General features: G+C 73.3%; 21 protein-coding genes. 7 read left to right on the top strand and 14 right to left on the bottom strand.

The features are described from left to right. The first annotated feature begins 95 nt into the window (after positions 1–95). From ACFVIM_RS13555 to ACFVIM_RS13545, 3 genes are all read left to right on the top strand, one after another. On the top strand, positions 96–1,499 hold the full coding sequence (locus ACFVIM_RS13555) for a condensation domain-containing protein (RefSeq protein WP_384300866.1): 1,404 nt from the start codon (positions 96–98) through the stop codon (positions 1,497–1,499). Positions 1,500–1,665: 166 nt separating this feature from the next. Then, a complete protein-coding gene (locus tag ACFVIM_RS13550; RefSeq protein ID WP_384300865.1) occupies positions 1,666–2,898 on the top strand; it encodes an acyl-CoA dehydrogenase family protein in 1,233 nt (410 codons plus the stop codon). A gap of 30 nt (positions 2,899–2,928) precedes the next feature. Further along, positions 2,929–4,179: a cytochrome P450 gene (locus ACFVIM_RS13545; protein WP_384300864.1), complete on the top strand. Its 1,251-nt coding sequence runs from the start codon at positions 2,929–2,931 to the stop codon at positions 4,177–4,179. Positions 4,180–4,235: 56 nt separating this feature from the next. Here ACFVIM_RS13545 and ACFVIM_RS13540 read toward each other — a convergent pair whose 3' ends face one another. From ACFVIM_RS13540 to ACFVIM_RS13530, 3 genes are all read right to left on the bottom strand, one after another. Next, positions 4,236–4,391, bottom strand: a complete 156-nt coding sequence (locus ACFVIM_RS13540) for a hypothetical protein (protein WP_384300863.1) — start codon at positions 4,389–4,391, stop codon at positions 4,236–4,238. Between the two features lie 101 nt (positions 4,392–4,492). Further along, on the bottom strand, positions 4,493–4,717 hold the full coding sequence (locus ACFVIM_RS13535; protein ID WP_384300862.1) for a hypothetical protein: 225 nt from the start codon (positions 4,715–4,717) through the stop codon (positions 4,493–4,495). Positions 4,718–4,723: 6 nt separating this feature from the next. Continuing rightward, positions 4,724–5,140, bottom strand: coding sequence for a hypothetical protein (locus ACFVIM_RS13530; protein WP_384300861.1), 417 nt, complete (start codon positions 5,138–5,140; stop codon positions 4,724–4,726). A gap of 363 nt (positions 5,141–5,503) precedes the next feature. Between ACFVIM_RS13530 and ACFVIM_RS13525 the strand changes: the two genes are divergently transcribed. After that, on the top strand, positions 5,504–6,343 hold the full coding sequence (locus ACFVIM_RS13525) for a Scr1 family TA system antitoxin-like transcriptional regulator (RefSeq protein WP_384300860.1): 840 nt from the start codon (positions 5,504–5,506) through the stop codon (positions 6,341–6,343). Then, positions 6,340–6,546, top strand: a complete 207-nt coding sequence (locus ACFVIM_RS13520) for a DUF397 domain-containing protein (RefSeq protein WP_384300859.1) — start codon at positions 6,340–6,342, stop codon at positions 6,544–6,546. The genes ACFVIM_RS13525 and ACFVIM_RS13520 overlap by 4 nt, the downstream gene beginning before the upstream one ends. A 136-nt stretch (positions 6,547–6,682) precedes the next feature. Here ACFVIM_RS13520 and ACFVIM_RS13515 read toward each other — a convergent pair whose 3' ends face one another. From ACFVIM_RS13515 to ACFVIM_RS13495, 5 genes are all read right to left on the bottom strand, one after another. Continuing rightward, positions 6,683–7,123, bottom strand: a complete 441-nt coding sequence (locus ACFVIM_RS13515; protein ID WP_384300858.1) for a hypothetical protein — start codon at positions 7,121–7,123, stop codon at positions 6,683–6,685. 176 nt (positions 7,124–7,299) lie between these two features. Continuing rightward, positions 7,300–8,283 (bottom strand): helix-turn-helix domain-containing protein, encoded by a 984-nt coding sequence (locus ACFVIM_RS13510; protein ID WP_384300857.1) that lies wholly within the window; start codon positions 8,281–8,283, stop codon positions 7,300–7,302. A 274-nt stretch (positions 8,284–8,557) separates the two neighbouring features. After that, positions 8,558–9,907, bottom strand: coding sequence for an FAD-dependent oxidoreductase (locus tag ACFVIM_RS13505; protein WP_384300856.1), 1,350 nt, complete (start codon positions 9,905–9,907; stop codon positions 8,558–8,560). A 35-nt stretch (positions 9,908–9,942) separates the two neighbouring features. Beyond that, on the bottom strand, positions 9,943–10,392 hold the full coding sequence (locus ACFVIM_RS13500) for an SgcJ/EcaC family oxidoreductase (protein WP_384300855.1): 450 nt from the start codon (positions 10,390–10,392) through the stop codon (positions 9,943–9,945). 38 nt (positions 10,393–10,430) lie between these two features. Then, positions 10,431–11,612: an acyl-CoA dehydrogenase family protein gene (locus ACFVIM_RS13495; RefSeq protein WP_384300854.1), complete on the bottom strand. Its 1,182-nt coding sequence runs from the start codon at positions 11,610–11,612 to the stop codon at positions 10,431–10,433. A gap of 217 nt (positions 11,613–11,829) precedes the next feature. Between ACFVIM_RS13495 and ACFVIM_RS13490 the strand changes: the two genes are divergently transcribed. Beyond that, positions 11,830–13,398, top strand: a complete 1,569-nt coding sequence (locus ACFVIM_RS13490; RefSeq protein ID WP_384300853.1) for a 4-hydroxyphenylacetate 3-hydroxylase family protein — start codon at positions 11,830–11,832, stop codon at positions 13,396–13,398. A gap of 246 nt (positions 13,399–13,644) precedes the next feature. On the opposite strand, the gene ACFVIM_RS13485 is transcribed toward ACFVIM_RS13490, so the two are convergent. Beyond that, positions 13,645–14,463 carry a tyrosinase family protein gene (locus tag ACFVIM_RS13485; RefSeq protein WP_384300852.1) on the bottom strand — a complete coding sequence of 273 codons (819 nt, stop codon included), beginning with the start codon at positions 14,461–14,463 and terminating at the stop codon, positions 13,645–13,647. 16 nt (positions 14,464–14,479) lie between these two features. Then, a complete protein-coding gene (locus tag ACFVIM_RS13480; protein WP_384300851.1) occupies positions 14,480–14,899 on the bottom strand; it encodes a tyrosinase family oxidase copper chaperone in 420 nt (139 codons plus the stop codon). Positions 14,900–15,363: 464 nt separating this feature from the next. On the opposite strand from ACFVIM_RS13480, the gene ACFVIM_RS13475 reads away from it, so the two are divergent. Continuing rightward, positions 15,364–16,134, top strand: coding sequence for a hypothetical protein (locus tag ACFVIM_RS13475; protein WP_384300850.1), 771 nt, complete (start codon positions 15,364–15,366; stop codon positions 16,132–16,134). A gap of 33 nt (positions 16,135–16,167) precedes the next feature. Here the strand turns inward: ACFVIM_RS13475 and ACFVIM_RS13470 are convergent, their stop codons facing one another. From ACFVIM_RS13470 to ACFVIM_RS13455, 4 genes are all read right to left on the bottom strand, one after another. Further along, entirely contained in the window at positions 16,168–17,841 is a 1,674-nt protein-coding gene (locus tag ACFVIM_RS13470; RefSeq protein WP_384300849.1) for a thiamine pyrophosphate-binding protein, read from the bottom strand. Positions 17,842–18,095: 254 nt separating this feature from the next. Next, complete coding sequence (locus ACFVIM_RS13465; RefSeq protein WP_384300848.1) at positions 18,096–19,094, bottom strand: SAM-dependent methyltransferase; 999 nt, start codon at positions 19,092–19,094, stop codon at positions 18,096–18,098. Positions 19,095–19,428: 334 nt separating this feature from the next. Further along, entirely contained in the window at positions 19,429–19,680 is a 252-nt protein-coding gene (locus tag ACFVIM_RS13460; protein ID WP_384300847.1) for a DUF6059 family protein, read from the bottom strand. 10 nt (positions 19,681–19,690) lie between these two features. After that, complete coding sequence (locus ACFVIM_RS13455) at positions 19,691–20,581, bottom strand: prephenate dehydrogenase/arogenate dehydrogenase family protein (protein ID WP_384300846.1); 891 nt, start codon at positions 20,579–20,581, stop codon at positions 19,691–19,693. Between the last annotated feature and the right edge of the window lie 193 nt (positions 20,582–20,774).

Below are 20,774 nucleotides of genomic sequence, written 5' to 3'. Positions count from 1 at the left end.
CGCCGTACCGCACGCCCTGTGCGCGGTCGCCGGGCCGCCCCCGTACCGCCCGTACCGCCGCACTCGCCGTCCGCCCGTGAAAGGACCCTCCGACCGTGACCACCACCGCCGCCGGCGCCACCCCGGCCCCAGCCGCCACGGACACCGACGCGGCCGACGCCCAGCGGATCCCGCTCTCCTACAACCAGGAATTCCTGCGCGCGTTCGACAAGGGCACCACCGACGGCGCGTTCGGCCACCGCCACACCCTGGTGTGCGGCTGGCGGGTCACCGGCACGGTCGAGACCACCACCCTCCAGCGGGCCCTGGACGACGTCGTCGCCCGCCACGAGATCCTGCGCACCCGCCTGGCCGGCGACGACGAGGGCGGCTACCAGGACATCCGGCCGCCCCTGGCGGTCCCGCTGGAGATCCACACCCTCAGCGCGGGCAGCGCGGACAGCGCCCAGAGGCGCGATCAGGCCGCCGAGGCGTTCCTCAACGACCTCGACGCCCGCCCCTTCGACGTCCGCGAACTGCCCCATCTGCGCGCCGCGCTGGGCCGCTTCGACACCACCGACGCCGTCCTGGTGCTGGCCACCCACCACACCTCCACCGACGCCTGGTCGCTCCAGGTCGTCATGCGCGACCTCGCCACCGCCTACGCCGCCCGCGCCGGGGCCACCGAGCCCGCCCCCGCCCCGGCGCAGTACCGGGAGTTCACCCGCTGGCAGCACGCCACCACCGGCAGCGACCGCCTGGAGCGCGCCCGCGCCTACTGGAGCCAGCGCCTGGAGGGCGCCCACATCACCGCCGTCACCTCCGACCGGCCCCGCGACGAGATGCTCCCCAGCGCCTACGGCGTCCACCGCTTCGTCTTCGACACCGCCCTGTCCACCGCCGTCCTGGAGCACGCCAAGGCCACCCGCAGCACCCCGTTCATGGTCCTGGCCGCCGCCTACAGCGCGCTGCTGCGCGAGCGGACCGGCACCACCGACATCGTCTTCCCCACCTTCTCCTCCGGCCGCTACGAGGAACGGTTCGCCGACTCCGTAGGCCCCTTCTTCAACTTCGTCCCCCTGCGGATCGACACCACCGGCTGCACCACCCTCGGCCAGGTCCTGGACCGCACCCGCACCGCCTGCGTCGGCGCCTACCAGCACGAGATCCCCTTCGCCCACATCGCCCAGGACAGCCCCGCCCTGCTCACGCCCTTCGCCGACGCCCGCCTGGCCGTCATCGCCTTCGAGGTCCTCCAGAGCGCCTTCCCCCCGGACGACCACCCCGCCGCCGGGCCCCGGTTCACCGAGATCCGCCACCGCACCCAGTCCCAGACCCTCAGCTCCGCCATCCCCGACGGCGGACTGTGGGCGATGGACGTCCTGCCCGGCGGGCAGCTCGCCGGAAGCCTCAAGTTCGACCACCACCGCTTCGACGAGCCCACCGCCGCCGCCCTGGTCACCCGCTTCGGCGAACTCCTGCACACCCTGGCCACCGCCCCGGACACACCCCTGCGCTAGCGCCTCTCCTGCGGATCCCGCCGGGCGGGGCGGGCCGGGCGGAGCCCGGGGGAGTGCCCGCTCCCTGAGCCCGCCTGATCCACCCGAGGCCCCAAGGGCCCGCCGTCACCGGCGCCCCGCCGGTCCACCCCTTCCCACGCCCCGACGCCCAAGGACCCGATCGCCGATGACCACCCAGGCACCCCCGGCCCCCGCCGCACCCCCCGAGCCCGGACTGACCCCCCACGAGGTCATCGCCCGCGCCGAAGCCCTCGCCGCCACCCTCGTCGAGCGGCAGGCCGAGACCGAACAGCGCGGCTACTACGCCCCCGACACCCACGAGGCGTTCGCCCGCGCCGGGCTCTACCGCATCCTGGTGCCCCGCCGCTACGGCGGCTACGCGTTCGGCCCCGAGACCTTCATGAAGGTCTCCATGGCCCTGGCCCGGGGCTGCCCCTCCACCGGCTGGATGTACCTGTTCGGCGCCGCCCACGCCCTGGCCGCCGCGACCCTCTTCGACGAGGACACCCAGGCCGAACTCTTCGCGGGCGGCGACTTCATCTGCCCCGCCACCGTCGCCCCCACCGGCACCGCCCGCCCCGACAGCGACGGCGACGGCTGGATCATCGACGGCACCTGGAACTACTGCTCCGGCGCCCCCTACGCCACCCACGTCATCGGCCACACCCTCATCCCCCAGGGCGAGGGCCAGCCCCCCGCCCCCCTGCTGTTCATCGCCCCGCGCACCCAGTTCCAGCGCCTGGACGACTGGGGCAGCCAGCTCGGCCTGCGCGGCAGCGGCTCCCACAGCATCCGCCTCACCGGCGCCCGTATCCCCGCCCGCCACACCCTGACCGGCCACCTCAGCCAGATCACCCTCACCGACGCCACCCCCGGCCGCACCCTCCACGGCCCCGAGTACGGCGGCGGCCCCCTCAGCTTCATGCTCCTGGAACTCGGCGTCCTGGCCGTCGGCATGGCCCAAGGCGCCCTCGACGCCTACGAAGAGCTGATGCGCACCCGCACCACCGCCTTCCTCCCCATCGTCCCGCGCACCCAGGACCCCGACTTCCAGTTCCGCTACGGCGAGGCCACCGGCCAGATCGCCGCCGCCGAAGCCGCCGTCCTGCACGCCACCACCCAGTGGCGCCAGCTGTGCGAACAGCCCCCGGCCGCCTTCACCCGCGAAGCCGAACTCCGCCTCGCCGCCATCAGCCGCGAAGCCGTCCGCCTCGCCTGGCGCGCCGTCGAACAGCAGCTCTTCCCCACCGCCGGATCCAGCGCGGTCCGCGCCGGGGAACGCATCGAACGCGTCTGGCGCGACATGTCCATGCTCCACAGCCACGCCGGAAACGGGATCTTCCTGGCCACCCTCGCCAACCGCGAACTCGCCCAGGCCCACTTCACCCCCACGCCCTGACCCCCCTTCTGCCCAGGACGGACCACGCCCATGGAACCACGCTGCCCCTTCGCCCTCGACACCACCGGCCGTGACCTCCACGCCGAAGCCGCCGCCCTGCGCGCCAGGGGCCCGGCCACCCGGGTCGAACTCCCCGGCGGCGTCATCGCCTGGTCCGTCAACGGCCACGCCGAGATCAGACAGCTCCTCGCCGACCCCCGCGTCACCAAGAGCGCCCGCACCCACTGGCCCGCCTTCATCAACGGCGAGATACCACCCGACTGGGAGATGATCAGCTGGGTCGCCATGGACAACATGGTCACCGCCTACGGCAAGAACCACGTCCGGCTGCGCAGGCTCGTCGGCGCCGCGTTCACGCCCCGCCGCGCCGAGGCCTTCCGGCCCCGGATCGAGGAACTCACCGACCAGCTCCTGGACGCCCTCGCCCAGACCCCGCCCGGCGAAAGCGTCGACCTGCGCGAACGCTTCGCCTACCCGCTGCCCGCCCGGCTGGTCGCCGACCTGATCGGCATGCCCGAAGAGGCCCGCGCCAAGACCGCCAAGGTCATCGACGCCATGGTCGACACCACCCTCACCCCCGCCCAGGCCCACGCCGTCCTCGCCGGATGGCGCGGCGCGATGGCCGCGCTCATCGCCGACAAGCGCCGTACGCCGGGCGAGGACATCACCAGCGACCTGGTGGCCGCCAGCGACGAGGACGGCTCCCAGCTCACCGAGGACGAGCTCACCGACACCATCTTCGCCATCCTCGGCGCCGGGTCCGAGACGACCATCAACTTCTTCGACAACGCCATCACCGCCCTCCTCAGCGACCCCGCCCAGCTCGACCACGTCCGCTCCGGCCGCGCCACCTGGGACGACGTCATCGACGAGACCCTGCGCGCCGAATCCCCCCTGGCCCATCTGCCGCTGCGCTACGCCGCCGAGACCATCGAGCTGGGCGGCGGTGTCACCATCCCCAAGGGCGACCCGATCCTCCTCAACTACGCCGCCGTCGGCCGCGACCCGGACCTGCACGCCGACGCCCCCGACACCTTCGACCTCACCCGCACCGACAAGACCCATCTCTCCTTCGGCTACGGACCCCACTACTGCCTGGGCGTCGGCATCGCCCGCATGGTCGCCACCACGGGCCTGTCCCGCCTCTTCGCCCGCTTCCCCGACCTCCACCTGGCGGTCGGCCGCGACGAACTCAGCCCCCTGCCGACCTTCATCATGAACGGCCACCGCAGCCTCCCGGTCCGCCTCACCGCCCGCGTCCCCGAGCCCGCCACCGCCTGACCCCACCCGCACCGCGGGGGCGGCCCGGGAACCCCGGACCGCCCCTGTCACCGCCGTCACACCGCCGCGGCCGTCACACCGTCGCGGTCCTCGTGCTGGACCCGGTGGCGCCGCAGCAGCACCCGGCAGTCGGTGGCACGCGCGTAGTCGAAGACGCGCTCGGCGTCCTTCTCGGCGGCGATGAGATCACGGCAGGTGGGGCAGTCGGACACGAGATGTCTCCCGTCGTACGGGTACGGAGGCGGAGGGAGGCGGAGACGGGGGAAGCGGCGGGGGCGCGGCCGCGGACCTGCCCGGGTGCGCCCAGGGCCGGTCACCGCCGGGGACGCAGCGCCAGGGAGGCGGCCCGCGCGGCGCGCGGGCCACGGATCTCCAGCCCCCAGCCCACCAGCACCCCCCGCAGCCACTTCGACTCCACACCCCAGTCGGCGGCGATCCGGGTCAGCGACACCCCGGCCCGGTAGACCGTGCTCACCCGCTCCCGGTCCCGCAGCAGCCGGTTCCGGCGCCGCCAGGACTCCTCACTGATACGCGGCATGACACCTCACCCTTCCTCGCGCCACAGCGCATGCGGCACATCGGCATACGACCGCCCCCGGACGGGGACCGGCTCAGGGCTGACGACGAACACGTACTGGTCCAGCCCGTCCGGGAACACCAGCGAGAGCGCCCGCCCGTCCAGGAGCCACTGCCACGCCACCTGACGGCGGACAGGGTCCGCACACCAGGCCCGTATCAGCGCCGCCCCGTCCACCTCGGGCCCCACGACCACGCGCCTTTCGCCCCCCGGCCCGGGATCGAGCCGGTCGGCGACCCGCCCCACCTGGGCCACCAGCCACCGCAGCGCCACCGCCGCCGACTCCGTCCGCAGCGCCGCGACCACACACGCCACGATCCGCCCGGACCCGTGCACCGGCCCGATGCCGCTCACACAGCAGACGTAGCGGACCGTCCCGCTCACTCCGCACCGTCCCGGGGATCCGCCAGCGGCCGCCCCCACCCGGCGTCCATCCGCCGCTGCCACGCCCGCGCCGCCAGCCCCCCGCAGCAGCCATCGAAAGCGCCGGCGGATAAACGCGGCCACACCCGTTCGCACCCCGGCCCGATCCGATGCTCAGCCGCGCCCCGTGCGAGGGTGAACCACCGCCATAGGCGCGTCACGGGCACCAACTCCCACTATGGTTTGCCGCGCGTCGGACTTCTGTGTTCGATGTGCGAGCACCCACGCCTATCTCTCCTCTCCGTAGCGAATGCGCTACTCAAGGGGATTCAGGGTGGCTCAACCCGAGAGCATCTTCAACGTGCCGAATTTGGAGGGCACATAGTGGTGCACAAAAAGGAACTCAGCCCCGACCGGAGCCCGCACGCCGCATTCGGCGCACAACTGCGCCGTGAACGCGATGAGCGCGGCTGGACACAAGACGAACTCGGCGCCCGGATGGGCTACTCCGGCAGGCATGTCTCCGCCGTCGAAGTCGCCCGCAAAGTGCCAACTCTCCCGTTCTCGCGCGCCGCTGACGTGGCCCTGGGCCTCACCGGAAGGGACCGCTCATTCGAACGCGCCTGGAACGGACTCACCCGCGGCGTGTTACTCGAAGGCTTCCCGGAATACCTGGGCCTGGAGCGCCGCGCGGTGGAAATCCGGCTCTTCGAGGTGGGCCTGGTCCCCGGACCACTCCAGACACGGGAGTACGCACAGGCACTGGCGGACAGCGCGGTGCGGCGCGGTGTCATCACACCCGAACAGGCCATCGAGCGAGTCGATTTACTCATGGAACGCCAGGCCGCGCTTCAGCGCACACCCCCGCCGCTGATTTTCGCGGTCCTCGACGAAAGCTGCGTCCTTCGCCCCATCGGCGCACCCGAGGTCATGCGCGCCCAGCTGGAACGCCTGCTGGAATTCGCCGCCCAGCCCAACACCGCGCTCCAGATCGCCCCCTTCTCCATGGGAGCCGGCCGCCCCTTCGACCGGGCGGTCAACCTTCTGACCCTCCCCGACCGGACCATCGTCTCCTACGTCGAATCACAGACCCAGGGACATCTTGATCGCGAACTGGCCTCCGTCGTACCGCTGATGAGGTCATACCATCAGCTACAGACCGAAGCAGCCTCTCAGGCGGAGTCTGTCGCCATGATCGAACAGCTACGAAAGGGAATCCAGTGACCACCGCTTCCCCCTCGCTCCGCTGGGTCAAGTCCTCCTACAGCAACAACGGTGGTACCTGCGTCGAGTGGGCGCCGGAGCACGCCGCCGCCTCCGGCACCGTCCCCGTCCGTGACAGCAAGCGCCCCACCGGCCCCGTGCTCACCCTCTCCCCGCGGGCATGGTCCGCCCTGGTGGAGCTCGCCCGGCACACGGCCCTCTAGCCAGCGGACACAGCGAGCCCCGCACCCGCCGGCCCGTGAACGGGCGGTGCGGGTGCGGGGCTCGCTGCCCCCCGATGGCGATAGCTTCCGATGCCCTCCGCACCGGCCGGTTCCACGGTGTGGCCGGGGAAGTGGTTCAGTTTCTGTCGCGGTGACCGTTCAGATACAGATCGGAGTACGAGACGATGGAAGCGGGCCTGCGCTTGGTCGGCCCCAGACACCCGGCCTGGCCGCCAGGGGCGAGGGCCGTGACCCGGCAGCGGACGTCACCGCCGTAGTTGGTGAACACCCGCCCTTCGATATTGACGTTCCGGGGCGCGTCGCTCCTGACCACGACCATGGACTGCGCGTAGTTGCCGGAGGTGATGTTGCACGTCCGGAACGCGACGTGGAGGGAGGCCGTGTGGCTCTTCCACGCGTTGCAGTGCGAGGGTGTGGGCGGGGTCAGGTCCCATGTCCCCGCCGGCGGCGCGGCGGCGGCCGGGCCCGCCGCGGCGAGCCCCAGCCCGGCCGTCATGAGCAGCGAAAGAGCGCCGGTAATGGTGCGGGTGATGCGCCGCTTGCCTGTGGTGTTCACACTGCCTCCCCCTGGGGATGTGCTCGGACCGCTCCAACGTAGGGCTGACCGGGCCCGGTGCCTCGCCGATCCGTGCAGTGCCTCCCGGCCTTCCGTGCAGCCGCCGGTACACGGGCGCGGTGATGCTGAGAGGCGGATCCGCTGCCTGTCGGCGGGTGGTGGGGAGGCCGGCCTGCTCAGCGTTCCTCGCCCGCCTGCGCCCGCAGGACCTGGTCCCGGAACTCTCGGGGGGAGATGCCATAGGTGTGGCGGAATGCGCGGCCGAAGCCGGTGGGGCTGGTGAGGCCCCAGCGGGCGGCGACAGCGTGAATGGGGCGGGCGGACAGCTCCACCCGGGACAGATCGGTGCGGCAGCGCTCCAGCCGACGGCGCCGGATGGAGGCGGCCACGCCCTCCCCGCGCCGCTCGAACAGGAGGTACAGGGTGCGCAGCGAGATGTGGTGGTGGTCCGCCACCACCCGGGGCGTGAGAGCGGGATCGGGGAGGTGGCGGTCGATGAAGGCGTCGATCCGCTCCAGCAGCACCTGCGCTCTGGTCGGCTCGGGCAGGGCGTCCCAGGCATCCAGACGGCGGGCGAGGAAACCGGACGCCAACGCCAGGGCCGTCGACTCCAGCAGGTCCAGCTCCCGCTGGTCACATGCCCCGGCATGGGTCTCCAGCGTCTTCGCGAACTCCCACAGCACCGCCCCCATGCCACTGCGCCCGTCGAGTCGCCGGGCGACACCCTCCTCGACCGTGTCCGAGGGCAAGGGCAGCACCGCGCGCGGAATGCGCAGGAGGTAGAAGGACGCACCGTCCGGGCTGGCCGTTCCGGCATGGTACGGGTGGGTGGTGTCGAAGAGGACCGCTTCCCCGGGCCCGACCCGGGTGTCGTTGCGGCACTGGGAGATCCCCATGGACCCCCCGGTGATCAGCCCCAGGAAGTAGTCACCCGGATCGCCCTGCCGGATCATCGCGGGCGTCCGCCACGACCGCAGAGCCGAGTAGGAGAACCGCGACACTTCCATCCGCCCCAGCTCCAGCACCCCCGCCGTGGCGTGGAAGACGGCGGGATCCCCGAGCGCCAGCCGGTTCGTCACCACCGCACGGGAGACGATGTCGTGATACCAGTCGGCCCTCTCTCCCGGCGGCACGTCCCTGCTGGAGACCCATGACCACATCGCCGACCACTCCTCCAGGTCCACGGGGCGGCACGAGGCGGCGAGGCCTGGGCGCGGCCCCTGCCCTCAACGACAGTAGGGACCGCCCCAGCACCCCCGCAATCCCGCTGTGAGACAACGCCCGCAGCCTCGTGTCCCGGCCTGCCCGGAACATCCGCCGCGCTCGTTTCCTGACGGAGATCGCCAGACTGGCCCGGGATCCCTGCCAGGCCGGCGCCCCCCTGAACGGTGTCCGGGACCGGCGCGAGGTCACGCTCGCCGGTGCGGCCACGGTCTACACCGCCACCCCCGCCCCCGCGGCGCGCTGCGCGCCCGCCCGCACCCGCCGCACCATGTCCTCGCTCATCAGGGTGTCGGGGGTCGCCATCAGCCCGGCGACGCGCATGAACATCGCCGTCACCTCGCCGTCCACGGTCGCGGCGGTGTGCAGGGCGGCCAGATAGGCACCGGCGGCCTCCCACTCGGGGGTCCGCACGCCCGCGACCTCCGGGTAGCCGAGGTCGGCCCCGGCGGAGAACTGCCAGGGCACCTCGATCACCTGGGCGATGTCGGCCTGGAACGCCAGCGGGTCCACCTCCCCGCGCGCCAGGTGCTCGCGCAGCACCAGCGCCTCCAGACCGGAGACCGTCATGCCCTGCCCGTAGACCGGGTTGAAGCTGCACGCCGCGTCCCCCAGCACCACGAACCGGCCGGGCAGGCGGGTGAGCGTCTCGAAGCGGCGGCGCTGGCTGGCCGGGTAGCGCACCACGGCGCCGTCGTCGGTCGGCTCGGCGTCATGGATCGCCTCGTACACGTCCGGCACCGGCAGGGAGCGGGTCCACTCCAGGAACCCCGGCAGGTCGGCGGGGGCGCTGTCGCCCAGCACCCCGGTCAGGGAGACGATGACCTGACCGCCCTCGATCCGGGAGAGGAACGCGCCCCGGCGGTGGCTGGGGGAGGAGACGGGGTTGATGGAGAGCTGGCCCTTGAGGACCGCCTCGTCCCGCAGCCGGAAGCGGCGCGTGGTGTAGCTGAGGTCGATCCGGATGCGTTCCTCGGCCGGGCGCTCATAGCCGAACTCCTGAAGCCACAGCGGACTGCGCGAGCCCCGGCCGGTGGCGTCGACGACGAGGTCCGCCGCCACCGTACGCTCCGCGGATCCGGCGGCACGGGACTGGACCCGGGCCCCGGTGACCGTACGGCGGTCCGCGTCGGCGGTGATGCCGAGGATGTCGTGGTCCTGAAGCAGGGTGATCGCGGGCAGCGCCAGGACCCGGGCCCGTACCAGGGACTCCAGCAGCGGGCGGGTCGCCGAGACACACACCAGCCCGGTCGTCTTCGGCTCCAGGCGGCGGCCGTTGAAGAACCAGCGCAGCTCACCCAGGTCACCGGTGGGGACCCCGGCGCCGACCGCCTCCGCCGTGAAGCCGGGGAACAGCTCGTCCAGGATCTGCTGGCCCCGGGCGAGCAGACCGTGGACATGCGGCCCCTGGCTGACCCCCTTGCGGGCCGTGGCCGCCCCGCGGATCGTGTCCCGCTCCACGATCACGACCTCACGGCAGGAGTCGGCCAGCACCCGCGCGGCCAGCAGCCCCGCCATGCTCGCGCCCAGCACCACCGCGCGCTCACGCACCCTGTGCGTCATTCCACCTCACCTCTCGCTACGGATACCGGGTGCCGTCAGGCGGCGTTGCGCGGGCTGTTCTGGTACGCGGCCAGCAGCCAGCGGCCGTCGCGCTTGATCACGACCCAGGAGGCGTTCACGGCGCGCTCGGCGCTCGGCTCGCTCTCCCCGGGGGCCAGGATCCCGCCCCGGGTGATCAAGATCCCCGACTCGGCGCCCGCGAACCGCAGGTCGACGGGGGTGCCGGTGACCCGGGTGCCCTTGAACGGGCCCTGGAACGCCTGGGCGAGGAAACTACGGATGGCCTCACGGCCCTGCTGGAACACCCCGGGGATGATCATCGTGCCGTCGGGGGTGAACACCTCGGCGAAGGCGTCCGCGTCCTGCGCGGCCCACGCCGCGACGACCCGCTGCGGCAGGGCGGCGATCGCCGCCCGGTCCTCATCCGTGATCGCGGCGGCGGGCGCGGCATCCCGGGCGGCGGCGGTGATGGTCTGTGTGGTCATGCTGACTGCTCCTGATGAGGTCGAGAAGAAGAGGGGGCTCAGAGGTAGAGGGTGTTGGGCTCAAGACCGCACAGGATCCGGCCGTACAGCTCGTTGTTGGTGTCCGGGTTCATCAGCGCGTGCAGGCTCAGGGCGTGGATGTCGCGGGTGATGCGCTGGATCGGCACGTCCCGGTAGATCGAGGAACCGCCGGACGCGGAGGCGAGGATGGTCACGGCCTCCTTCGCCAGCCGCACCGCCGCGCCCATGTCGGCGCGGGCCCGGGCCCGCTCCTCCAGGCTGAACTCCTCACCGGCCGCGCCCTTGGCGTCCACCAGGTCGGCCAGCCGGTACGCGTGGAACTCGGCCTGGTCGGTCTTCAAGGTGGCCTCGGCGACCTGGTGGTGGGTGAGCGGCGCCTCGGCCTGGGAGGCGTAGGAGGTGTAGGTCAGGGTCCGCCCCGGCAGCCGCTCGAAGAACGCGTCCCGCGCCGCCCGCGCCAGCCCCAGCGCGGTGCCCACCGACGAGGCGGCGGCCACCGGCAGCAGCGGCACCCGGTAGGCGGGGCTCGCCGCGTTCCGCTCGGAGGCGTACGCGCCCTGCAGCACCGCCGGGAGCGCGAGGACCCGCTCGGCCGGGATGAACACGTCCTTCGCCACCGTGGTGACGCTGCCGGTGCCCCGCAGTCCCGAGGTGTCCCAGTCGTCGACGACCGTCAGATCACTCATCGGCGCGAGCGCCAGGACCGGCAGGTGCTGCCCGTCCGGGGTGGGCTGCACGGCGATGACCACATGCCAGTGCGCGTCCCGGGCGCCGCTGACAAAGCCCCACCTGCCGTTGACGACGATCCCGCCGTCCACCGGCGCGGCCAGCCCCGAGGGGCTCAGCGTGCCGCAGATCCGCACATCATCGGTGGCGAACACCTCGTCCTGGACCGGGTCGGGGAACAGGCACGCCATGAACGTGGGGATCCAGTAGACCGCCGTCGTCCACGCCGCCGACCCGTCCGCGCGCCCGAGTTCGGCCGCCACCTCCACCAGGGTGCGCGTGTCGCTCTCGTAGCCGCCGTAGCGCCGGGGCACCCGCAGCCGGAACAGGCCCGCCCGGGCGAGCGCCCCGATGGTCTCCCGGGGCAGCCGCCGGTCCTCCTCCGCCCGCCGGGCGTTCTCCTTCAGCAGCGGGGCGAGCTCGCGGGCGCGCCGCACCAGGTCCGCACGCGTGGCGGTGTCAGCGGTGAGCATCGTCGGTCCTTTCGCCAAGCACAGCAAGGGGGGCCCGGCGACCGAGACGGGCGGGCCGGTTACGACCGAACGCTCACACCACCGGAGCGGTCAGGGCACCTCCGTGCGTGCGCAGGTGAGCCGCTCGCCGCGACTTCGCCAGCTGCACGGCCCCCGGCACACCACCGGGCACACCACAAGAAGCCCCGCCGGCCGGGCGGCTGCCACGATGAGCCCTATGACCGATCAGCAGCCCGCCCAGGCGGCGTCACGCACACGCCCTCTGACCGGCGACGAGTACGTGGAAAGCCTGCGCGACGACCGCGAGGTCTACCTGTACGGAGAGCGGGTGGCCGACATCACCGCGCACCCCGCCTTCCGCAACCCGGTGCGGATGACCGCCCGCCTCTACGACGCGCTGCACGACCCGGCCCACCGCCCCGTCCTGACCACCGCCACCGACACCGGCAGCGGCGGCTACACCCACCGCTTCTTCACCACCCCCCGCAGCGCCGACGACCTCGTCGCCGACCAGCGGGCGATCGCCGCCTGGTCGCGGATGAGCTACGGATGGATGGGACGCAGCCCCGACTACAAGGCCGCCTTCCTGGGCACCCTGGGCGCCAACGCCGACTTCTACGCCCCCTTCGAGGACAACGCGCGCCGCTGGTACCGCGAGTCCCAGGAGAAGGTCCTGTACTGGAACCACGCGATCGTCCACCCGCCGGTCGACCGCCAGCTGCCCCCGGACGAGGTCGGCGATGTGTTCGTCCATGTGGAGAAGGAGACCGACGCGGGCCTGGTCGTCAGCGGCGCCAAGGTCGTGGCCACCAACTCGGCCCTGACCCACCACAACTTCATCGCCCACTACGGACTGCCCATCCGCAGGAAGGAGTTCGCGCTCATCGCGACCATCCCCACCGGCGCCAAGGGGGTGAAACTGATCTGCCGCCCCTCCTACGCCGCCACCGCCGCCGTCATGGGCTCCCCCTTCGACTACCCGCTCTCCTCCCGCCTCGACGAGAACGACAGCATCCTCGTCCTCGATGAGGTCCTCATCCCCTGGGAGGACGTCTTCGTCTACGGCGACATGGCCAAGATCCAGATGTTCTCCGGCCAGTCCGGGTTCCTGGAGCGGTTCACCTTCCACGGCTGCGTCCGCCTCGCCGTCAAGCTGGAGTTCATCGCCGGGGCCCTGGCCAAAGCCCTGGAGATCACCGGCACCCAGGACTTCCGCGGGGTCCAGACCCGCCTCGGCGAAGTCCTCGCCTGGCGCAACCTGTTCCAGGGCCTGGCCGACGCCGCCGCCCGCAACCCCGTCACCTGGCACAACGGCGCCGTCCTGCCCAACCCCCAGTACGGCATGGCCTACCGCTGGTTCATGCAGATCGGCTACCCCCGGATCAAGGAGATCATCCAGCAGGACGTCGCCAGCGGACTGATCTACCTCAACTCCAGCGCCGAGGACTTCAAGAACCCCCGCATCCGCCCCTACCTCGACAAATACATCCGCGGATCGGACGGCACCGACGCCGTCGAACGGGTCAAGGTCCTCAAACTGCTCTGGGACGCGGTCGGCACCGAATTCGGCGGCCGCCACGAACTCTATGAGCGCAACTACTCCGGCAACCACGAGAACGTCCGCACCGAGCTGCTGTTCGCCCAGACCGCCTCGGGACAGATCGACGACTACAAGGCCTTCGCCGAACAGTGCCTGTCCGAATACGACCTCGACGGCTGGACCGTGCCCGACCTCGACTCCTTCGACACCCTGCGCGAGGCACGCGGCAAACTCCTCGGCGGCTGACCCGGCCGGACGCGCGCCCCACCCTCCCCGGCGGGCGGGAGGCCGTCCCCGCCGCACCGGGCCCCGCGCCTAGGCCGTGTCCGCACAGTCCCGCCTGGCCCGCGACGCCCGGCACGCACACTCGCTGCGTTGTCGGGCTTTCCCGAGTACGTCCAGTACGAGGGAAACCCTCCGCCTTGCGATTGCACGCACCGGACGCCGCAGGCCCCTCCCTTCGGGCGGACGGCGCTACTGTGCGGACACGACCTAGGCGTAGGTGTAGAAGCGGGTGTGATCGAGCATCGCGGCCGGGGTGACGTTGTTCCAGGGGGCCATGGCCTGGTGGAGCGCCACCACGCCCGTGGTGCTCACGGCGGGCAGATAGGAGCGCTGGGGGTGGCGCCGCTGCCAGTCCGCCCAGATCTTGTCCACGAAGCAGTGATGCAGCCAGAAGACCGGGTCATTGGGTGACACGGTCTGCATCATCTGCCCGCCGACCCAGTTGTGCACCCCGTTGTGGAGGCCGGAGCCGGTCCCGCCTTCCAGGGTGTTGCGGAATCCCGTGGCGGTGAAGTCCCAGGGCGCCGCGTCATAGGGCGCGGCGGCCAGAGCGGTGGTCAGATCGGCCCGGGTCGGCAGGGGCATGCCCGGCGGCGCCAGGGAACGCCGCAGGAAGGGCGCGTCGTCGTCCTGCACGGTGATGGTCCAGTCACCGGCGGCGTAGGCGAAGGGGCCGTCCATCACCTGCCCGTCCGGCCTGCGCCCGTTGCCGCCGAGGAAGCCGGCCGACCAGAGCGAGGAGGCGGGGCTCCGGTCCCTGGTCCAGTCCCAGTACGGGATGGACACACCGGGGCTGACCGACTGGAGCGCCCGCTCGAAGTCGATCAGATACTGGCGGTGCCACGGCAGGAACGACGGTGATCCGTGCCCCTGCCGGACCGGGCCGTTCATATCGGAGAGGAAGATCTCGCGATGGGCGGTGACGAAAGGGTCGTAGCGGCCTCTGCGTTTCAGCTCCACGACGGCGCTGACGAAGGCGCGTTTCTCGGCGGCGGTGAGGTTCGCCTGGTTCTTCCGTACGGTCATGGCGGCTGCTCCCGGTTCAGGCGGCGGGGGTGGGGACGAGGTGGGCGCCCATGAGCGCGCTCACGGCGGCGCGGGCGGCGGTGTGGGGGTCCGGGAACCTCTGGTAGTGGGTGATCACGCTGGTCCAGCTGTGGTCCGCCAGCCGCATCACATGCAGTTCCCGGCCGTCGATCAGGACGCGGTAGCCGGTGGCGGAGGGGCGGTGGCGCCCGTGCGCCGTGGCGCCGGCGTCGCCGGGTATGCCCTGGATACGACGCCCCTGGAAGACCTCGCTGAAGGGGGCCGGGCCGTCGGTGTGGTGGTGCCGCGCGGTGGCGGACTCGCCGGCCCTCTCCGGGGTGGCGTTCGCGGAAGCCGCGGCGGCGGTCGCCACGGCTACGCCCGCCGCGACGCCCGCGACGGTGCCGACGGCCTGACGCCGAGTGAGTTTGGACATGACAGAGAAACCCCCTGATTCACGGCTGTACGCGGCCAGATGATGACTTCGGGCCGCTTTCGCCATGAGTACAGGCCGCCGGAGCGCCGGAGAAAGGGGCGAACTCTCGGTTCAGTGCGAAATGGTCATCGTGAAACCGGACAGCCGGTGGCCGGTTCTCTGCCCGCCGGATGCATGGCCGGACGGACGGGGGTGTGCGGGTGAGGATTGCCTGAGAATCACCCCCGCCCCATGAGAAACGCCCTTAACGGGACAAGGTGTCGTGTTCACGTTCACACAGACAACGTGTCCGGAACTCGCGCCCCCACTTGGCAGGCCATCCGCCCCCTCCGCCCCGTGAGGGCCCGGACTCGCGGATACCGCACGGCACGGGGCCCCACCGGCGCGGGTGTCACCGCCATGGCCCACACTGGTCACCGTCCCCGCTTCGCTCCGATACCCGTCCGTGAGGGGAAGCCGCGCACATGAGCAACGAAGATCCCCGGTCACGGCCCCCCTATGTGTGGCAGTCCGCCCAGGTGAACTCCCTCGGCGGGCCGCTGCTCGTCTGCGGCCTCGACGCCTTCCCCGACTGGGGCGGCGCCGTGCACGACACCGGCGGCGCACTGGATCCCGCCTGCGACTACGCCCGCGCCTGGTCGGCGCTCCACCCGGACGACGATGACCTCGACGCCGCGTTCACCGGCTTCGGCGACCACAGGCAACACACCGGCCTCATCTGGGAGATGGACGGCGAGGGCAGCGCGGAGATCGCCCGCGCCCGGCGCCCCGCCACCCCCGCCGGCGGCGACGACCACTTCCTGATCATGCGCTCATGGATCCCCCGCGGCAGGACGAACGCCCCGCGCCGCCGTGCCGCCGGGGCGTCACCGGCCGAGGAACAGCACGTGGGAGAGCTCGAACTGCCCAGCGGCCGGGCCGTGGTCGTCTGGGCGGCGGTGAACGCCGATGAGACCGGCTCCTACGCCAGCGCGCGGGAGAGAGCCGCCTCGCTCAAGGCCCTGGCCCGGCTGAACCCCCCGGTCCCGCTCCACCTGGACGGCCAGCAAGGCCTGGGCACGGTGCTGTGGGTCAGACCGGGCACCTACCGCGTCACCTGCGGATGGCACCAGGGAACGCGGGGACAGTACATGCCCCAGGAGGAGCCGCACGGACCAGCGCCCTCGGCCACGGACGACGACTGGAGCTGCCGCTGGGTCCGCTTCACCCACCGCGGCGGCCCCGCGCGGGCGTGAACCCCCGCCCACCCCACCACGCGCGGAACGGCCTCAGCCGCGCCGCAGCAGATCGGCCAGGAACGGGGCCACGACATGGGGCACGACCTTGCAGTCCAGCAGCAGCGTGCCGAGGGACCCTCCGGCCAGCCACCGCTCCACCTCGCCGAGCGCGTCCAGAGCGCGCACGGTGTGCGCGCGGGCCCCCAGCGCGCGGGCCACGCCCGCGAAGTCGGTGTCCGCGAAGGAGGTCGTGGCCCGGTCGGCGCCCTGCGGCGCGTACATATGCTCCTCGAAGCCGTAGGCCGCGTCGTCATAGACGACCACGAGCGCGGAGCGGCCCGAGCGGATCAGCGTCTCCAGCTCCGGCAGCCCCATCAGCGTGCCGCCGTCGCCCGTGGCGAGCACGGTCAGCCGGCCGGGGCGGCCCACGGCCGCGCCGACCGCCCCGGCCAGCCCCAGGCCGATGCTCTGGAACGCGGCACCCGTGAACACGAAACCGGCCGGATCGGCCGCGGGCCAGTACATCGTGGGCCAGGCGATGAAGTGGCCCCCGTCCAGGACCAGGGTGCGCTCGGCGGGCAGCAGCGCCGCCAGCGCCCGGGTCAGGGTGCGCGGATCGATCCGCCCGGCACCCGACGCGTCCGGATGATCCCACCCCGCCCAGCCCCGGCGCGCCCGCGCCAGCGCCGTCGTGCTGTGCCGGCGCCAGGCCGACGGCGCGCGCCCGGCGCGCTCGACACCCTCCAGCAGCCGTACGGCGACGGTGTGGGCGTCGCCGCGGACGACGAGGTCGGCGCGGGCCGCGCGCACGCCCGGCGCGCGTTCCACCTGGATGACGGTGGCGGCCGGATCCAGCACCCGGCCGCCGTGCAGGGTGAAGGTGTCCAGGCTGGCGCCGAAGGCGAGCACCACATCGGCCTGGCGGGTGAGCGCGGCGGCGCCGGGGGCGGCCAGGCCCCCGCAGACCCCCAGCGACCAGGGGCTGTCACCGAAGAGGCCGCCCGCCATGACGGTGGTGGTCAGCAGCGCGCCGAGCCGCTCCCCGAGCTGGGCGAGGACCTTCGCGGCGTCCGAGCGCCAGGCCCCGAGCCCGGCCAGCAGCAGCGGGCGGTGGGCGGTGGCCAGCACCGCCAGCACCGCCTCCAGACCCGCCGCCGTGCCCGCCTCCGTACCGGTACCGGTGCCGGTGTCCGCCGGGCCGGCGGCGGGCGGGCCGGGAGCCGCCGACAGGGCGGGCGCGACCTGGTGGGCCAGGTCACCGGGGAGCAGCAGGGCCACGGGCCCGTGCCCGTCGCGGGCGGCCGCCAGGGCGGCGGTGGTCTCCTCGTACACGCGTGCCGTCCCGCTCAGCCGCACGGTCCGGGCCCCGGCCGTGGCCAGGAGCGCGCTCTGGTCGACATCGTGCGGCCGGGGGCCCGACAGCGGCGCGTCCCCGCACAGCAGCAGGACCCCGCTGCGGCTCTTGGCCGCGTCCGCCAGCGCGGTGAGGGTGTTGGTGAGGCCGGGCCCGTGGGTCGTGGTGCAGAGCGCGACCTGGCCGGTGGCCCGGAAGCAGGCGTCGGCCATGGCCATCGCCCCGCCCTCGTGCCGGGCGGCCGTGTAGTGCACACCCGCCGCGGTCAGCGCGGCCGTGGCCAGGATGTTCCCGCCGCCGACCACGCCGAACGCGTGCCGGACGCCGTGGGCGGCGAGGATCTGCCCGACGGCTGCCGCGAGTGTGGTCATGGGCGTGGCTCCCTCAAGTGGGCGGGACGGGGGGCCCGGTGCGCCGGGGCGGCGGCCGGTGCCCGGCGTGCGGGCGGGGGACACGGGGGACGCGGTGCCGCCCCGGGCCGGGTCCCGCGCGCGGCCGTCGTTCCCGGGGCGCCCGGCCACCGGGGCCGGGTACGGCGGATGATCCGGGCCGGTGCGGGGCGGTGACCTCGGTCCGGTCCCGTCCCGGGGCCGGACCCGTGCCTCTGCCCGGTGCGGCGGCGGGCTCAGGCCAGTTCGAAGATGACCTCGCCGACGGTCATCTCGATACGGTTGGTGCGCACCAGCTCCCAGCCGCCCTCGGCGAAGACGGACTCCCAGTCCTCGATGGTGGGCAGGAAGGCGCCCATCAGATCGTGGCCGAGTTCGAAGCCGAGGGTGAAGACGGGCAGGCCGGTGTCGGGCAGCGCGGTGCGGGTGGCGTCGCCGATCAGCAGCCGCCGGGCGGCGGGGAAGACCTCGCGCAGCCGGCGCAGGGTGGCTACGCAGTTCTCCCGGGGCCAGAAGTCATGGCCCATCATGAAACAGGTGAGCAGTTCGATGCCCGCGTACTCGGGTCTGGGCTCCAGCCGCAGGACGTCGCCCTGGACGAAGACGGCCCGGTCGGCGAACCCGGCCTCGGCGGCCTCCTTGCGGGCCATGTCGATGGAGGGCTGGGCGATGTCGACACCCACGCCGGTCGCGCCCGGATGGCGGTCGAGGATCTGCATCAGCCGGGCGCCGCTGCCGCAGCCGAGGTCGGCGACGCGGTGGAAGGGGAAGTCGACCCGGCCCATCGCGGCCCAGAACGTGGGCGCGTAGGTGACCTGGTCGATCTCCCGGCAGGCGTAGGCGATAGCGGCCGCGTCGCGCTGGTAGTAGGCGCCGGTACGGTTCTCGGTGCGCAGCACGGAGGGGATCTGCCGGAACAGTTCGGCGCTGCCCCGGCTGAGCCAGTGGAAGAACGCCTTGGCGCGGTACATCTCGTCGAAGCCGTCGAGGGTGTGCACCACCGTGCCCTCCCGCCGGACCAGGCCGACCGACGCCAGGGCGCGGAAGAGGCCGGTGGTCGCGTTCGGGTCCAGGCCGGAGCGGACGGCGAAGTCGGCGGTGTCCAGGGTCCGGGCCCGCTGGAGCTCGTCGAGCGCGCCGATCTCCCAGGCGGCGGCGATGGCCCAGGCGGCGACGGCGGAGTTGTAGATGGAGGCAATGCCGGACGCGTTGCCCTGTGCGATGTCAACAGCCACTGCTCAGCACCTCAAGTCCTCGGGGCCGTTCGGGCGGGGATCACCCTCGTCCCCCAGCTTCGAAAAGGTGCGGTGGGCTGGGCATCTCTGACGTTGCTCAGCCCGCCGGACGCCCGGCCGCCGCACCGCCGCCGCCCGCCGCCGGGCCGGGTGCCGTGCGCCGCCGGGCCGGGTGCCGTGCGCGGGCGGCCCCTTCCCCTCGTACGGCACCGCCGCCGTCCTGGGGAGGGGGGACAGGCCGTACGGGGGCGGGGGCGGGGGCGTGCGCGCACCCGGGCGGTGGTCGGCTCCGGACCCCAGGGCGCGGCGGGCGGTGTCAGGGGCGCCGGGCCGGTCAGTTCCGCAACTGGCGTTCCAGGGCGCGTTCCTGCGGCGTCAGAGGCGCGCCGCTGACCTGTTCGGGGTGGCCGGGGGGCGGTCCCGACAGGGACGGCAGGGCGCCGAGCGGCGGGTAGCCGATCCAGACCCAGCCGAAGTCGGCCAGCGGCCATGAGGCACCGCGCAGCCGCCGCCGGACCCACCGCAGGGCCGCGACGGGCCACGGGCCCCTCTCGGGGGGCGGCGACGAAGCCGGGATGCCGTCCATGGACAGACGGTCACACCGGGCGGTCGGTGCGCGCATCTTGGATCGTGCGCTGTTCGGCCCGTTCCAGGGCGGCGTGTCCGCGGCGGCCCTCCTGGAGGGTGAGGGCGAGTTCGAGGGGGGCGCAGGCATCGCCCTCGCGCAGGATGGCGGCGGCGCGGGAGAGCTGGTCGGCGAGGCGGTCCAGGACGTCGGCGACCGGTCCGGCGTTGTGCGCCAGGACATCGCTCCACAGCCACGGGTCGCCGCCCGCGCCGCGCACCGCGTCGCGCAGGGGCTGTCCGGCGAGCCGGAGATAGGCGGCGCCGCTGCCGGCGAGCCGGGTGGCCAGCGCGGCGGCGACCAGGTGGGGGGCGTGGGAGAGTTCGGCGAGGACCTCGTCGTGGACGGGGGCGGCCAGGTCGAGCCGGTGGGCGCCGCACAGTTCGATCAGGGCGGTGACCGCCGCCAGCGCGGCGGCCGGTGTCGTCTCGTACGGGCACAGCACCCAGGGGCGGCCGGTGAACCGGTCCGCGGCGGCGCCGGCCCGGCCGCCCGCGTCGGCCCCGGCCAGCGGGTGCCCGGGGACGTATCCCTTCAGGTCGCAGCCCCGCAGTTCGGCCTCGGCGCAGACGATGTCCTTGGTGGCGGCGGTGTCGGTGTAGACATGGCCGACGCCGCGGCTCTGCGCGCTGTGCAGGACGTCGACGACCGCGGACGGCGGGGTGGCGACGATGACGAGGTCGGCGGGCGGCAGCCGCGGGGTCCAGGCCCGTCCGGCGCCCAGCGCGGCGGCCTCGGCGCTCGCCCTGGGGTCGCCGTCGATCAGGGCGACCTCCACGCCCGCGCCGGTGAGGGCGAGTGCCACGGAGGTGCCGGTGGTGCCGCAGCCGATGACGACGGCGGTGCGCAGGGGGGAGGTCATGGGTGCTCCTGGCGGCGGGCCGGGTGGGGCCCTCGGGGGGTTGGTGGGCTTCTGGACCGCGGGGGCGGGGCGGCCGGGGCGCTGACCAGGCTGCGCGCGATGGCCACGGCCGGTCAGCGGCCGGGGCGCGGGTGCGCGAACTGGCCCGGGGCGCGGCCTTGTCCGGCCGGGCCGCGGTAGGCCTGGGCGAGGC

This window comes from Streptomyces sp. NPDC057638 (assembly GCF_042800315.1).
In the GTDB taxonomy this organism is placed as follows: Bacteria; Actinomycetota; Actinomycetes; order Streptomycetales; family Streptomycetaceae; genus Streptomyces.
The sequence above is the reverse complement of the archived record's forward strand: the minus strand, read 5'-3'. Positions and strand labels throughout refer to the sequence as shown.